Genomic DNA, 14,503 nt, shown 5'->3' on the forward strand with positions numbered 1-14,503 from the left:
GGTGGGGGTGGTGGGCGGGCACGATGGGGGCGCTATGACGCTCACTGCCGCGCTGCCTCGAAGCGCCGACCCCGACACCCTCTACGACGCGTTCGCCGGCTGGGCGAAGGAGCGTGGCCTCGACCTCTACCCCCACCAGGAGGAGGCGGTCATCGAGATCGTCTCCGGCGCCAACGTGATCATGAACACGCCGACCGGCTCCGGCAAGAGCCTGGTGGCGATCGCGGCGCACTTCGCCGCCCTGGCCGACGACCGGACCACCTTCTACACCGCGCCGATCAAGGCGCTGGTGTCGGAGAAGTTCTTCGCCCTCTGCGAGGTCTTCGGCGCCGAGAACGTCGGCATGCTCACCGGCGACGCCAGCGTCAACGCCGACGCCCCGATCATCTGCTGCACCGCCGAGATCCTGGCGAACCTGGCGCTGCGCGAGGGGACCCGGGCGGACGTCGGCCAGGTGGTCATGGACGAGTTCCACTTCTACGCCGAGCCCGACCGGGGCTGGGCGTGGCAGGTGCCCCTGATCGAGCTGCCGCAGGCGCAGTTCATCCTGATGTCGGCCACCCTCGGCGACACCACCCGGTTCGTCGACGACCTCACCCGGCGCACCGGGCGGTCCACCGCCGTCGTCCGCTCGGCCGAACGGCCGGTCCCGCTGCTCTTCTCGTACGCGATGACGCCGCTGCACGAGACGCTCGAGGAGCTGCTGGAGACCAAGCAGGCCCCGGTCTACGTCGTGCACTTCACCCAGGCGGCCGCGCTGGAACGCGCCCAGGCGCTGATGAGCGTCAACGTCTGCACCCGGGCCGAGAAGGACATGATCGCCCAGGCCATCGGCAACTTCCGGTTCACCTCCGGCTTCGGCAAGACGCTGTCCCGGCTGGTCCGGCACGGCATCGGCGTGCACCACGCCGGCATGCTGCCCAAGTACCGGCGCCTGGTGGAGACCCTGGCCCAGGCCGGCCTGCTCAAGGTCATCTGCGGTACCGACACCCTCGGCGTCGGCATCAACGTGCCCATCCGCACGGTGCTCTTCACCGGCCTGTCCAAGTACGACGGGGTGCGCACCCGGCTGCTCAAGGCCCGCGAGTTCCACCAGATCGCCGGGCGGGCCGGACGGGCCGGCTTCGACACCCTCGGCCGCGTCGTGGTGCAGGCCCCCGAGCACGTCATCGAGAACGAGAAGGCGCTGGCCAAGGCCGGCGACGACCCGAAGAAGCGGCGCAAGGTGGTCAAGAAGAAGCCGCCGGAGGGCTCGGTCGGCTGGGGCCAGCCCACCTTCGAGCGGCTGGTCGAGGCCGAGCCGGAGCCGCTGACCTCCAGCTTCCAGGTCAGCCACTCGATGCTGCTCAACGTCATCGGCCGCCCCGGTGACGCGTTCGCCTCGATGCGGCACCTGCTCACCGACAACCACGAGGACCGGGCCGCGCAGCGCCGGCACATCCGCCGCGCCATCGCCATCTACCGGGCGCTGCGCGCCGGCGGGGTGGTCGAACAGCTCGACGAGCCCGACGAGGCCGGCCGCCGCGTCCGCCTCACCGTCGACCTCCAGCTCGACTTCGCGCTCAACCAGCCGCTGTCGCCGCTGGCGCTGGCCGCGATCGAGCTGCTCGACGTCGAGTCACCGTCGTACGCGCTCGACGTGCTCTCGGTGATCGAGTCGATCCTCGACGACCCGCGCCAGGTCCTGTCCGCGCAGCAGTTCAAGGCCCGCGGCGAGGCGGTCGCCGCGATGAAGGCGGAGGGCATCGAGTACGAGGCCCGCCTGGAGCTGCTCGACGAGGTGACCTGGCCCAAGCCGCTGGCCGAGCTGCTGGACGCCGCGTACGAGATGTACCGGCAGGGCCACCCCTGGGTCGCCGACCACCAGCTCTCCCCCAAGTCCGTCGTCCGGGACATGTACGAGCGGGCGATGACCTTCACCGAGTACGTGCAGTTCTACGGGCTGTCCCGCTCGGAGGGGCTGGTGCTGCGCTACCTCGCCGACGCGTACAAGACGCTGCGGCAGACGGTGCCCGAGGACGCCAAGACCGAGGAGCTGGTCGACCTCATCGAGTGGCTGGGCGAGCTGGTGCGCCAGGTCGACTCCAGCCTGATCGACGAGTGGGAGCGGCTGCGCAACCCGTCCGACGTGGCGGAGGTGGCGTCGTCGCTGGAGGACAAGCCGCCGGCGGTCACCCGCAACGCCCGCGCCTTCCGGGTGCTGGTGCGCAACGCGCTGTTCCGCCGGGTCGAGCTGGCCGCGCTGCGCCGCTGGTACGACCTGGGCGAGCTGGACTCCGCGTCGGGCTGGAACGCCGACGCGTGGGCCGAGGCGCTGGAGCCGTACTTCGAGTCGTACGACTCGATCGGGGTGGGCCCCGACGCGCGCGGTCCGGCGCTGCTGATGATTGAGCAGGGCCGGGAGCGCTGGACGGTGCGGCAGATCCTCGACGACCCCGAGGGTGACCACGACTGGGGCATCAGCGCCGAGGTCGACCTTGCCGCCTCCGACGAGGCGGGCGCGGCGGTGGTCCGGATCACCGACGTCGGGCAGCTGTAGAAAAAGAGTTTCGCGGGGCCGTCCGGAGTGTCCGGGCGGCCCCTGTCCGGTCCGGGCATCGCGGTGCGGCGGAGTCGGGGACTTTCAGAGGGCGCGCTTCGCGCGAGCGACTGTCCGGCGGGCGTCGCGCCAGGCGACCAAGGCCGTCCGTATCCGGGGCGAGGAGATGGCTTCGCCTCGCCGTCTGGCGCTGACTTGGTCGATCAGCCAGGTTGGGGCGTGCGCCTGTGTGATGGCCTGCGTCTTGGTGAGGAGTTCGCCGTTGTCGAGTGCGTGGCGACCCCTGGCCATGGAAGTCAGACCGAGTTCAGCGAGGGCGGGGTCCAGCCATAGCCATGGACGTCGAGCGGCCCAGGCCCAGTAGCCGGTCAGCTCGGCGCGGGCCGCCGCTCGTATGTCGTCGGCCGAGACCTCGGGGAAGACGTCGCGCGGCGAGCGCCCGAAGACTTCGTATCCATGTCGCGCCAGTTCTGCTCTGGTGACTCTGGAGAGGATGCGTTGGACGAGTTGGCCGTGAGTCCAGGTCGGATGCTGCGTCTCGACCTGGGAAATGGTCGCGGTGTCGACGTATACGCAGCCGAGCTTGAATCCCGCGCCGCTCCCGCTGTCGAGTCGACGGTGGATGGCTGCAAGTGCTGCCTGCCGACCGGTGTCAACGAGCCCGTCGACGAGCGCAACGAGGTCAAGGTCGCTGATGCGGGGGACGTAGTCGCCGGTGGCCAATGACCCAGCCACCATCAAGTCGCTGACCCATCCGAGCCCTCTCAGTTCGTTGCCAAGGTCTCGAACGGCAGCGGGTGAGGTCGCCATGGTGGCGAGTGTAAGGAGCACCCGCAGCAGTTCAGATTGGGTGACGGGGTGCCGTCGAGGGTCTGCGCCCGGGTGTCGATGACCCCCGGACCGGACACGGGCGGCCCCTCTCGCGCCCTGGGCATTGTCACCCCCGTCGATTAGAATGTATGTACTAATCGAGATCCTGACCTGGGAGGACGCCCGTGACCGCGCCCGCCTCCACGCCGCTCACCCCCTACGCCACGCTGCTCGGCTTCACCCGGTACGTCGACCGCACCGGCCCGACCAAGGCCACCTTCGTCGGCGGCCTGCGCAAGCAGCGGGCCAGCCGCTCCGGCTTCAACCCGCACGGCCAGTTCGTCAAGGCCCTGAAGGCCGACATCGCCTTCCACACCGGCGGCACCCACCTCGCCGGCGTGGCCGATCTGGTCAAGCCCCGGTGGCGTCCGCTCTACCAGGCGCTCGTCCCCGGGGCGACGACCTGGCTGGAGTCCCTCGGCGACCCGGCCGGCATCGACCTGGCCCAGACCCGCGACGCGCTCGCCATGCTGGGCGACCTGCCCGTCAAGATCAATCCGCACTTCGGCGTCCGGTACGCCGACGGGCACGCCGAGGCGATCCGGCTGCACTTCGACGAGACCCCGCCGAGCGAGGAGGCGACGCTGGCCACCCTGCACCTGATGGCCCGGCACATGGACGCGGTGCTGCCGCACGCCGAGCCGGTCCTGGTCGACGTGCGGCGGGGCACCGCGCACCGGATGCCCGACACGATCAAGCCCGAGCAGGTCGAGCAGTGGCTGGCCGGCGAGGCGGCCGCCTTCCGGGCGATCTGGTCCACCGCCGCCTGACCTGCCGCCCCCGCCCGGTCCGGCCATCCGGGCGCCGCTGCTCCGGCGCGCCGCCACCTCGGGACCGGTGACGGCGCGCCGGGTCAGCCGGCGCGGTCGGCCCGGCGCAGCAGTCCGGCGGTGACCAGGCCGCCGACGAGGACGGCGACCGCGCCCACCGTCTGCCCGGTCTCCAGCGCGGTGCGGAACGCGTCGGAGACCACCTGCCGTTCGCTCTCCGACCGGGCGGCGGCCACGGCCGCGGGAAACGATCCCGCCCCGGCGAGGGCGGGCGGCAGCAGCGCGGCGAACCGCGTGTTGAGCACGGCGCCGAGCACGGCGATGCCCAGGCTGCCGCCGACCTCGGTCATGGTGCCGTCCACCCCCGCGCCCGCGCCGGCCTTCTGCGCCGGCACCGCGCTCATCACCGCCTCGACGATGGCGGGGTTGGCCAGCGCGCAGCCGGCGCCCATCAGCAGCAGCCCACCGAGCAGCACCGGATAGCCCTCCCCCGGAGCGTGGGTGACGACTGTCAGGCCGGCGGCCAGCAGCGCCATTCCCAGGGCGATCGCCGCCGGTGACCCGAGCCGGCGGATCAGCCGGGCGGCGACGCCGGCGACGTTGAGCACGACGATGGAGAGCGCGAAGGGCACCATCTTCAACCCCGCCTCCCACGCCGAATAGCCGCGCACGAACTGCAGGTGCTGGGTCAGCAGGAACAGCGCCCCGGTGGCCCCGAAGGTGATCAGGACGACCCCGGAGACCGCGCCGGCGAACCGGCGTTCGGCGAACAGGGCCATGTCCAGCATCGGGGCCGCGACCCGCCGCTCCCAGGCCACGAAGAGCACCAGCAGCAGCGCGCCGGCCCCGGCCGCGCCGAGCACCGCCGGGGCAGCCCACCCACGGTCCGGGCCGGAGATGATCGCCCAGACCACCCCGGTCAGCCCGGCCGTGGAGAGCAGCACGCCGAGCACGTCGAGGCGGCCCCCCACCGGGTCGCGCGACTCCGGCACCAGCGCCGCGGCGGCCAGCAGGCAGACCAGCACGATCGGCACGTTGACCAGGAAGATCGCGTTCCACGGCAGGTGGGCGAGGATGGCGCCGCCGATCGGCGGCCCGGCCGCGAAGCCCAGCGCGCTGGTGGCCGCCCAGAGCCCGATCGCCCGGGTCCGCTCCGCCGGGTCGAAGATCTGCATGGCGACGGCGAGGGTGGCGGTGACCAGCAGGGCACCGCCGATGCCCATGCCACCCCGCGCGGCGATGAGCTGACCGCTGGTCTGCGCGAGCCCGGCGGCCAGCGAGCCGGCGCCGAACAGAACGAGCCCGGCGAGCAGCATCCGGCGCCGCCCGTACCGGTCGGTGGCGCTGCCCGCGGTGATCAGCAGTCCGCACTGCACCAGCGCGTACGCGTTGATCATCCACTGGATGTCGGCGGTGCTGGCGTCCAGTTCGCCGGTGAGCACCGGGATCGCCACGGTCAGGACGGTGTTGTCGAGGACCACGGTGACCTGGGCCAGGCAGAGCACGGCCAGGATCAGCCACCGGTGGCGGACCGGACCGGCCGGTCGGGCCACCACCGGCTGCGGGTCGTCGCGCAGCGCGCCGGGAGCGCTCATCGCGGCGGGGCGAAGCGGGCGAGGGGGTTGGCCAGGGTGCCGACGAACTGCAACGCGGCCGACGGGTCGGCGAGGTCGACCATCTGCCGGTTGTTGCGCAGTTGCAGCCGGTTCAGGCAGGAGAGCGGGAACTCGGCGGCGAAGAGGTCGTGCCGGCGCAGCCGGTCGGCCAGGTGCGGGACGCTGTCCTGGTAGTCGGCGGCGCACTCGGCGACCGTGCGCCAGAACCCGTCCTCGTCGAGCACGCCCTCGGTGACCAGGATGGCGCTGAGGTGGCGCAGGAAGCAGTCGAACACGTCGGTGAAGATCGACAGGATCTTCTCGTCGTCGGGTACGGCGACCCGGATGCGTCGCACCGCCGGCGGCAGATCGGCCTCGGGGTCCATCACCGCGATCTCCTCGGCGATGTCCTTGAAGATCACCCGCTCCACCGCGCCGTCGTGCAGCACCAGGATGACGTTCTCGCCGTGCGGCATGAAGGCCAGGTCGTGGGCGTAGAGGCTGTGCAGCAGCGGGACCAGGTAGGCGTCGAGGTAGCGGCGCAGCCAGACCGCCGGGGCCAGCCCGGACTGCGCGACCAGCGCGCCGGCGACCGAGCGGCCGGCCCGGTCGACGTGCAGCAGGGACGCCATCGTGGCCAGCCGTCGCCCCGGCTCCAGCCCGGCGACCGGGCTCTCCCGCCAGAGCGCGGCCAGCATCTTCCGGTACGGGGAGTACCGGTCGGTTGCCGCCTCGTACTGCCGGTGGCGGTAACCGATCGCGGCCCGCTCCCGGATGATGGTCAGCCGGCTGCGCCGGAACACCGGGTCGGTGTCGACGAGGCCGGCGAGCCAGTCGTTGATCGCCGGGGTGTGCTCCATGTACGCGGCGGACAGCCCCCGCATGAAGCCCATGTTGAGCACGGACAGGGCGGTCTTGACGTAGTGCCGCTCGGGGTGGGTGACGTTGAAGAAGGTCCGGATCGACTGCTGGGCGAGGTACTCGTCGGGGCCCTCGCCGAGGCAGACCAGCTGCCGCCGGGCGACCTCGCCGGCGAAGGTGACGGCGAGCTTGTTCCACCACTGCCAGGGATGCACCGGGATCAGGAGGTAGTCGGCCGGGTCCAGCCCCAGCCCGGTGAGGGTGCCGGCGAAGCCGGCGAGGGTGTCGTCGCCGAGTTCGGCGCGGACCAGGGTGTCGTAGTCCAGGTCGGCGGCGCAGCTGAAGGTGGTGTGGTCGCGGTGCGCGGCCAGCCAGAGCAGCCGGACCGGCCGGGCGGCCTCCGGGGCGTACCGGTGGTAGTCGTGCACCCCGAAGCCGATGCGGCCGTTGTTGGCCACGAAGCACGGGTGGCCCTCGGTCATCTGCGTCTCGACGTCCTGGAACTCCGCCCGGGCCAGCTCGGCGGCCGGCACCGCCGGCTTGCCCAGCTTGTAGGCGGTGCCGGCCAGGGTGGAGCTGATCTCCTCGAGGTAGACCGGCAGGACCGCGTCGGTGAGGCCGAGCGCCTCGCGCAGGTCGAGGCAGAGCTCGACGGCGTCCAGCGGAAGCTCCCGCCCGTCGCGGTGCCGGGTGATGCCGGCGGCCTCGACCTGCCAGTGCCGCAGGGCGAGCAGCCGCGCGGTGAACCGGTACTCCGTCGCGCCGTCGTCGCTGCGCACCCGGTAGCGGTCGCCGCCCAGCGGCTCGGGGGTGATCAGCCGTTCGTGGGCGAACTCCGCGAGGGCCTTGCGGACCAGCAGCCGGTTGGCCTCGGCCCAGCGCGGCGGGGTCAGGTGGTCCACGGATGCGGTCGGGTTCACGCGGGCAGCTCTCCTCGGGTGGCGGCCAGGAACTTCTCACGGGTGCAGACGCTGAGCAGGGCGTCCTTCTCGGGCTTGCGGATCTCACCGACGACGGTGAAGCCCACGGCGGCGTTGAGCGCGTGCACGGCGTGGTTGCGCACGTCCGGCTCGACGACGACGCGGCGGGTGGCCGGGTCGGCGAAGAGCCACGCCATGACCGTGGTGATCACGGCCCGGGTGAAGCCGTGCACGGGGGTGTCCGGGGGCGCGCAGAGGAAGTGCATGCCGACGTCGCCGTCGGCGGCGTCGTACAGGCCGACGAGTTCGACGTGAGCCGGGTCGTACCGCTCGGCGAGGAAGGCCGGCCGGCCGCGCCACGACCCGAGGTACGCGTCGTGGTGCGGGTGCGCGGCGATCCGCCGGTACTCCTGCGCCACCCGGGCGACGTCGGCGTCCTGCATCAGCCAGAACGCGGCTCTGGGGTGGGTGACCCAGCCGTGCAGCAGCTCCGCGTCACCGTCCGGGTCGAGGTTACGCAGGGCGAACTCGCCGAGCCGGTCGTCTACCCGGCGGTACACCGTCATGCGCTCGCCCCGACCGGCACGCCGAACTCCTGGAAGGCGATCCGCTCCTCGATCGGGTAGTGCTCGCGCCCGGTCAGCTCCCGGATGATCCAGGAGTTGCGGTACGCCCCCATGCCGAGATCCGGCGAGGTGATGCTGTGCGCGTGGGTGCCGGCGTTCTGCAGGAAGACGCCGTGGCCGGTCCGGTCGACCGCGTAGTTGCGGGCGACGTCGAAGCGGCCCTGCGAGTCCCAGCGCAGCCGGTCGCGGATCGGCTCCAGGAAGTCGGGCACCCGGTAGTGGTAGCCGGTGGCCAGCACCAGCCCCTCGGTGCGGAGCGTGAAGTCGCGGCCCTGCTCGACGTTGCGCAGGCCGAGCGTGTACGTCCCGCTCGCCGGGTCGTGGGTGGCGGCGGTCAGCGCGGTGTTGGTCATCAGCCGGGTGGGCACCGGGCCGGCCACGCTGCGGGCGTAGAGCAGGTCGAAGATGTCGTTGACCAGGTCGGCGTTGATCCCCTTGAACAGGCCCTTCTGCTCCGCCTCCAGCCGGTAGCGGGTCGCCTCCGGCAGGGCGTGGAAGTAGTCCACGTAGTCCGGCGAGGTCATCTCCAGGGTGAGCTTGGTGTACTCCAGCGGGAAGAACCGCGGCGAGCGGGTGACCCAGTTGAGTTGGTAGCCGTGGGTGTCGATGTCGGCGAGCAGGTCGTGGTAGATCTCCGCGGCGCTCTGCCCGCTGCCGACCACGGTGACGCTGCGCTTGGTCCGCAGCGCCGCCCGGTGCTCCAGGTACCGCGAGTTGTGGATCACGTCGCCGCCCAGGTCCCGGCAGGCGTCGGGGACGTGCGGCGGGGTGCCGGTGCCGAGCACCAGCCGCCGGGCCCGGTGGGTGACCCGCTCGCCGGCCACCGTGGCGTGCACGACGTACCGCTCGTCGGCCGGGTCGTACTCGATGGAGGTGACCTCGTGGCCGAAGCGGACGGAGGAGAGCTTCGCCGCGGCCCACCGGCAGTAGTCGTTGTACTCGCTGCGCAGCGGGAAGAAGCTCTCCCGGATGTAGAACGGGTACAGCCGCCCGGACTCCTTGAGGTAGTTCAGGAACGAGTACGGCGAGGTGGGGTCGGCCAGGGTGACCAGGTCGGCGAGGAACGGCGTCTGCAGCCGGGCGGAGTCCAGCAGCATGCCGGGATGCCAGGCGAACTCGTCGCGGGCCTCCAGGAAGAGGCCGTCGAGGTCGCCGATCGGCGCGGTCAGGCAGGCCAGGCCCAGGTTGTACGGGCCCAGCCCGACGGCGATGAAGTCGTGGGTCGACATGTGTTTCTCCAAGGCGCGCAACGGGCCGGTCAGCGGATCGGGCAGGACAGCTCACCGGCCGTGCGGGTACGCACGTACCAGCCGGCGTGTTCGGCGATGAGGTCGAGGACGTGGGCGATGTCGTCCACGGTGGTCTCCGGGTTGAGCAGGGTGAACTTCAGGTGGTGCGCGCCGTCCACGGTGGTCCCCGCGACCAGGGCGGCGCCGGACGCGGCCAGCGCCTCACGGGCGTACAGGTTGGCCTCGTCGACGAGCGGCCGGGCGGGACCGGTCGGCAGGTAGCGGAAGACCACGGTGCTGAGCTGGGACCGGGTCACCACCTCGAACCGGGGGTCCTCGGTGAGCAACCGCCAGGCCGCGTCGGCCCGGTCGATCACCTCGTCGAAGAGCGCCCCGACCGCGTCCGGGCCCATGATGCGCAGGGTCAGCCAGAGCTTCAGGGCGTCGAAGCGGCGGGTGGTCTGGATGCTCTTGTCGACCTGGTTGGGGATGCGCTGCTCGACGGCGCGGGCCGGGTTGAGGTAGTCGGCGTGCCAGGTGGCGTGCCGCAGCACCCGGCGGTCGCGCACCAGCAGGGCACTGGAGCTGACCGGCTGGAAGAAGGACTTGTGGTAGTCCACGGTCACCGAGTCGGCCCGTTCGATGCCGTCGAGCAGGTGCCGCCGGGTCGGCGAGACCAGCAGCCCGCAGCCGTACGCGGCGTCGACGTGCAGCCACACGCCGGCCGCCGCGCAGATGTCGGCGATCTGCGGCAGCGGGTCGATGGTGCCGAAGTCGGTGGTGCCGGCGGTCGCCACCACGGCCATCACCCGCAACCCCTCGCGGCGGCAGCGGTCGAGTTCCCGAGCCAGCTCGTCGGTACGCATCCGGCGGTCGGCGTCGGTGCCCACCGCGATCACCGCGTCGGCGGCGAGGCCGAGCAGCTTCGCCGCCTTCTGCACGCTGAAGTGGCCGGCCGCGGAGGTGAGGACCCGCAGCCGGGACAGCGACTCCGGGCGGGCGGCCCCGCTGCCGTCCGCGACGACGGCCTCCTCCCGGGCGAGCAGCATCGCCTGGAGGTTCGACTGGGTCCCGCCGCTGGTGAACACGCCGTCGGCGGCCGGCCCCAGCCCGATTCGGTCGACCGTCCAGTCGATCAGCCGGCGCTCGATGAGGGTGCCGCCGGCGCTCTGGTCCCAGGTGTCCATCGAGGAGTTCACCGCGCTGAGCACCGCCTCGCCGAGCAGCGCGGGGATCACCACCGGGCAGTTCAGGTGCGCCAGGTAGCGCGGGTGGTGGAAGTACACGGCGTCGCGCAGGTAGACGTCCTGGAGTTCGTCGAGCGCCGCCCCGGTGTCGCCGAGCGGCCGGTCCAGGTCGATGCCGGCGATCCGGGGGGCGAGGTCCTGCGGGGTCACGCCGGTGAAGGGGCGGTCGGTGGCGGCGACCCGCTCGGCCACCCGGCCGATCCCGTCGGCCAGCACCCGGCGGTAGTGCGCGACGGAGCCGGCGGTGAACAGGTGGGCCCGGTCGGCGGTCGCCGGACCGGGAACCGCTCCGGTCGGGAGGGCCTGAACGGTTGCTCCGGGCAGACTCATGGCAGTCCTCAATGGTCGAGAGTGGACACGGCGGGAGGACGGGGTGACGGCGCGGCGTCCACCAGCGGTCCCGAGTTGATCGAGTGGAGTTAGGTTACCCTAACCTAAGTTTCAGTCAACGCCGCACCGGCTCGGCGCGCCGCGGATCGGCCGTCGGCCGGCTCACTCCGGCTGCGTCATAACCGGTCGCGCTTCGGCTCGCACCGGCTCCCGGAACCGCCACACCACCAGCAGGCCCAGCGCTGTCAGCCGGCCAGCAGCAGGATCGCCGGAACCCAGGTCACCTCCTGCCCGGTGCGCGCCCGTGGCGTCAGGGCCTGCTCGCCCTCGTGCGCGTACTCCAGCCACACCGTCGCCGGGATGTCGGCGGCGGTGTCGAGCAGGCTGTTCACCGCCGGCAGCGAGGCGGCGTCGCCGATCAGGTAGAGGTGCGTCGGCGCGGGGTCGGGCAGGCGGAAAGAGCTGCCCTGCACCGTGGCCTCGATGGTGTCGCCGACCTCGACGGCGGCCGCCCAGCGCGCGGCGCACCCGTCGTGGAGGGCGAACTCCAGGTGGAACCGCCCGGTGGCCGGGTCGGGGTCGACCAGGGTGTACGCGCGCTGGTGCGGCCGGCCGTCGTCGTCGAACCAGAGCCGGATCCACATGGTCGGGTGACCCCGCAGGCCTCCAGCAGGCCACCACCGTCCACCAGCAGCCGCTGGTAGTGACCGCCGACCGACTCGGCGCCGAGCACGGTGAGCCGAAAGTTCCGGCCCCCCATGGCCTTGAGCACCAGGGCCTCCCAGTTGCGCTTCACGTCTCGCCCTCAGTAAGGTTCGCCTTAGTTAGGAGAGGGTACCCTAAGTTGATATTCGAAAAGCACGCGGTTCACCGGCGCTCCGGACCGGCCGCGCGATGACCGGCATCTATCGCGACGCCCGGGGCGTGCCGCACCTGCGCGCCGATTCGGTCGACGGGCTGGCCCGGCTGCAGGGCCGGGTGGCGGCCCTCGACCGGGCGTGGCAGATCGAGGTCGAACGGTGGCGCTCCGAGGGGCGGCTCGCCGCGCACGTCGGCCCCGACGCGCTGAGCTGGGACCGGTTCGCCCGCCGCGCCCGACTCGACGACACCGCGCGGCGGTGCTTCCACCGCCTCTCCCCCGCCACCCGGCGCTGGGTCGCCGCCTACGCGGCCGGCGTCAACGACCGGCTCGCCGAGGGCGCCGCCGGTGCCCCCGAGTTCGCGGCGGTCGGGGTGGCCCCCGGACGCTGGCAGCCGTGGTCGCCGCTGGGCGTCTTCGCCGTCCAGCACATCCTCTTCTCCACCTTCCCGAACAAGCTCTGGCACGCCCACGTCGCCGCGACCCTCGGCGCGGACGCAACCGGCCTCTTCGCCGTCGAGGGGCCCGGCGGCTCCGGCAGCAACGCGTGGGCGACGCCGGGCGACGCCGCCACCGGCCGGGCGCCCGTCATCGCCGGCGACCCGCACCGCCTGCTCGAACTGCCCGGCATCTACCAGCAGGTACGCCTGGCCTGCCCCGAGTTCGACGTGCTCGGCTTCGCCTTCCCCGGTGTGCCGGGGCTGCCGCACTTCGGCCACGCGGGCGGGGTCGCCTGGGCGGTCACCAACGCGATGGCCGACTACCAGGACCTCTACCGCGAGCAGCTGCGGCGTGACGGCGACCGGGTGCTGGTCCGCGACGCCGACGGCTGGGTGCCGGCGCGGCGCCACGTCGAGCGGATCGACGTACGCGGCGGCGACCCGGAGACCGTGGAGGTGATCGAGACGCCGCGCGGGCCCGTGGTGGACCACGATCGGCACACCGGCGAGGCGATCAGCCTGCGCATCCCGGCCCGGGTGGAGGCGGACCTCGGCTTCGAGGCGCTGCTGCCGCTGCTGCGCTCCCGCACCGTCGACGACGTCGCCGACGCGCTGCGCGCCTGGGTCGAGCCGGTCAACAGCGTCCTCGTGGCCGACCGGAGCGGGGCCGTCCACCAACTGGTCGCCGGGCTCGTGCCGGACCGGGACGAGCGGTGCCGGCGGGAACCGGTGCCCGGCTGGGACCCGCGCTACCGGTGGCGCGGCGGGTACGCCGAGACCAAGCCGGTCGCGGTCGAGGGCATCGCGGTCTGCGCCAACGACCGCCGCCCCGACGTGGCCGACCTCGGTGCCGACTTCGCCCCGCCGCACCGCGCGGACCGGATCCGGGCCCTGCTGGCCGACGGCGTCGCGCCGGACGACGTACACATGGACACCCGGCTCGCCGCGACGCCGCTGCGCGAGCTTCTCCACCGGCTCGACCCCGGCGACCTCGACCCGCCCGCCCGACAGCTACGGGACCGGCTCACCGCCTGGGACGGCGCGATGCGGGCCGACAGCACCGATGCGGGCGCCTTCGCGGCCTGGCGTACCGCCCTGGCCCGCCGGCTGCACGAGCACCCGAGCCTGCGCCCGTTGCGCGCTCCCGGCGCGTACGACGAGCTGTTCACACCGTGGACGGACCCCCTGTCGCGGATCGGCCACGCCCTCGACGGCGTCGTGGCCGGGCTGCACCGCCTCGGCGCCGACGTCGCGCCGGTGGCGGCCGCGGCCCTGGCGGACGTCGCCGCTGACGGGCCACCGGCGGCCTGGGGGCGGCGACACCTGCTGCATCCCCTGCACCTCGGCGTGGCCCCCGCCGTCGACGCGGCGGTCGCCGCCATGCGGGCGGCGACTTCGCTGGGCGGCGACACCGACTGCGTGCTCGCCACCACCAGCGTCCCCGGGGTCTCCGACGCCTGCTGGCGCGGGCCGGTCGCCCGCTACGTGTGGGACCTTGGCGACCGCGCCCGCAGCCGTTGGATCGTCCCCTTCGGCGCGTCCGGACGCCCCGACGATCCGCACTTCGCCGACCAGTTGCCCCGCTGGGCGGCCGGCGAGCTGGACCCGGTGGACACCGACTGGCGACACCTGACCCGAGAACCAGGAGATGACAACACGTGACGTACCAGCAGGACATCCCCGGCTTCGGCGAGCTGCGGCTCGTCGTGGTCGACCCGGCCGCCCACGCGGAGCTGCTGCACGGCTGGGTGACCCAGCCGCGCGCGAGATTCTGGGGCATGGGCGCGTACACGGTGGACGAGGTGCGCGAGGTGTACGCGTTCATCGACGGGCTGACCACCCACCACGCGTACCTGATCATGCTCGACGGCACCCCCGTCGGCCTGTTCCAGACCTACCAGCCGGAGGCGGACCCGGTCGGCGAGCGGTACCCGGTGCAGCCCGGCGACGTCGGGATGCACCTGCTGTTCGCCCCCGAGCCGCGCGGCCTGGCCACCGCCGCCTTCCCGGCCCTGGCCCGCTTCCTGTTCCGCGACCCCACCCGGCAGCGAATCGTGGTCGAACCGGACGTCCGCAACCACCGGTCGCTGCGCCTTTTCGAACGCAGCGGCTTCACCTTCGGCGAGGAGATCGAGATGCCCGACAAGCGCGCCCAACTGGCCTTCCTCCCCCGCCCTCAAATAGAGAGAAAGAGTGGCTATTCCACGTGGAATAGCC

The 14,503-nt window shown here is 72.6% G+C and carries 10 protein-coding genes and 1 pseudogene; 4 read left to right on the forward strand and 7 right to left on the reverse strand.

The features are described 5' to 3' along the window. Positions 1-34 precede the first annotated feature (34 nt). Positions 35-2,539 carry a DEAD/DEAH box helicase gene (locus ACSNN7_RS26355; RefSeq protein ID WP_334453271.1) on the forward strand — a complete coding sequence of 835 codons (2,505 nt, stop codon included), beginning with the start codon at positions 35-37 and terminating at the stop codon, positions 2,537-2,539. 84 nt (positions 2,540-2,623) lie between these two features. Here the strand turns inward: ACSNN7_RS26355 and ACSNN7_RS26360 are convergent, their stop codons facing one another. Then, positions 2,624-3,349, reverse strand: coding sequence for a hypothetical protein (locus tag ACSNN7_RS26360; protein WP_436683656.1), 726 nt, complete (start codon positions 3,347-3,349; stop codon positions 2,624-2,626). Positions 3,350-3,534: 185 nt separating this feature from the next. On the opposite strand from ACSNN7_RS26360, the gene ACSNN7_RS26365 reads away from it, so the two are divergent. Next, positions 3,535-4,179: a hypothetical protein gene (locus ACSNN7_RS26365; RefSeq protein ID WP_436683658.1), complete on the forward strand. Its 645-nt coding sequence runs from the start codon at positions 3,535-3,537 to the stop codon at positions 4,177-4,179. Between the two features lie 83 nt (positions 4,180-4,262). On the opposite strand, the gene ACSNN7_RS26370 is transcribed toward ACSNN7_RS26365, so the two are convergent. From ACSNN7_RS26370 to ACSNN7_RS26395, 6 genes and pseudogenes are all read right to left on the reverse strand, one after another. Then, positions 4,263-5,774, reverse strand: coding sequence for an MFS transporter (locus tag ACSNN7_RS26370; protein WP_436683659.1), 1,512 nt, complete (start codon positions 5,772-5,774; stop codon positions 4,263-4,265). Further along, the gene (locus ACSNN7_RS26375; RefSeq protein ID WP_436683660.1) at positions 5,771-7,555 is read right to left on the reverse strand and encodes an IucA/IucC family protein; all 1,785 of its coding nucleotides are present in this window, start codon (positions 7,553-7,555) and stop codon (positions 5,771-5,773) included. The genes ACSNN7_RS26370 and ACSNN7_RS26375 overlap by 4 nt, the downstream gene beginning before the upstream one ends. Continuing rightward, on the reverse strand, positions 7,552-8,121 hold the full coding sequence (locus ACSNN7_RS26380) for a GNAT family N-acetyltransferase (protein ID WP_436683662.1): 570 nt from the start codon (positions 8,119-8,121) through the stop codon (positions 7,552-7,554). Before ACSNN7_RS26380 ends, ACSNN7_RS26375 begins: the two co-directional genes overlap by 4 nt. Further along, positions 8,118-9,410: a lysine N(6)-hydroxylase/L-ornithine N(5)-oxygenase family protein gene (locus tag ACSNN7_RS26385; RefSeq protein WP_436683664.1), complete on the reverse strand. Its 1,293-nt coding sequence runs from the start codon at positions 9,408-9,410 to the stop codon at positions 8,118-8,120. The genes ACSNN7_RS26380 and ACSNN7_RS26385 overlap by 4 nt, the downstream gene beginning before the upstream one ends. 29 nt (positions 9,411-9,439) lie before the next feature. After that, the gene (locus tag ACSNN7_RS26390; RefSeq protein ID WP_436683665.1) at positions 9,440-10,987 is read right to left on the reverse strand and encodes a pyridoxal phosphate-dependent decarboxylase family protein; all 1,548 of its coding nucleotides are present in this window, start codon (positions 10,985-10,987) and stop codon (positions 9,440-9,442) included. Between the two features lie 269 nt (positions 10,988-11,256). Further along, a pseudogene (locus ACSNN7_RS26395) lies at positions 11,257-11,783 on the reverse strand (siderophore-interacting protein); the annotation flags it as partial. A gap of 98 nt (positions 11,784-11,881) precedes the next feature. Here ACSNN7_RS26395 and ACSNN7_RS26400 point away from each other — a divergent pair. Then, positions 11,882-13,948: a penicillin acylase family protein gene (locus ACSNN7_RS26400; protein WP_436683666.1), complete on the forward strand. Its 2,067-nt coding sequence runs from the start codon at positions 11,882-11,884 to the stop codon at positions 13,946-13,948. Continuing rightward, the coding region (locus ACSNN7_RS26405; protein ID WP_436683667.1) for a GNAT family N-acetyltransferase at positions 13,945-14,503 on the forward strand (559 nt) is incomplete at its 3' end. The genes ACSNN7_RS26400 and ACSNN7_RS26405, both read left to right, overlap by 4 nt.

The sequence above is a fragment of the Micromonospora sp. URMC 105 genome (assembly GCF_051386295.1).
Taxonomy (GTDB): domain Bacteria; phylum Actinomycetota; class Actinomycetes; order Mycobacteriales; family Micromonosporaceae; genus Micromonospora.

Excerpts from the sequence above, each read along its gene's own strand:
- ACSNN7_RS26390 (WP_436683665.1), bottom strand. The coding sequence starts at position 10,987 with ATGAGTCTGCCCGGAGCAACCGTTCAGGCCCTCCCGACCGGAGCGGTT.
- ACSNN7_RS26385 (WP_436683664.1), bottom strand. The coding sequence starts at position 9,410 with ATGTCGACCCACGACTTCATCGCCGTCGGGCTGGGCCCGTACAACCTG.
- ACSNN7_RS26400 (WP_436683666.1), top strand. The coding sequence starts at position 11,882 with ATGACCGGCATCTATCGCGACGCCCGGGGCGTGCCGCACCTGCGCGCC.
- ACSNN7_RS26360 (WP_436683656.1), bottom strand. The coding sequence starts at position 3,349 with ATGGCGACCTCACCCGCTGCCGTTCGAGACCTTGGCAACGAACTGAGA.
- ACSNN7_RS26380 (WP_436683662.1), bottom strand. The coding sequence starts at position 8,121 with ATGACGGTGTACCGCCGGGTAGACGACCGGCTCGGCGAGTTCGCCCTG.
- ACSNN7_RS26370 (WP_436683659.1), bottom strand. The coding sequence starts at position 5,774 with ATGAGCGCTCCCGGCGCGCTGCGCGACGACCCGCAGCCGGTGGTGGCC.
- ACSNN7_RS26355 (WP_334453271.1), top strand. The coding sequence starts at position 35 with ATGACGCTCACTGCCGCGCTGCCTCGAAGCGCCGACCCCGACACCCTC.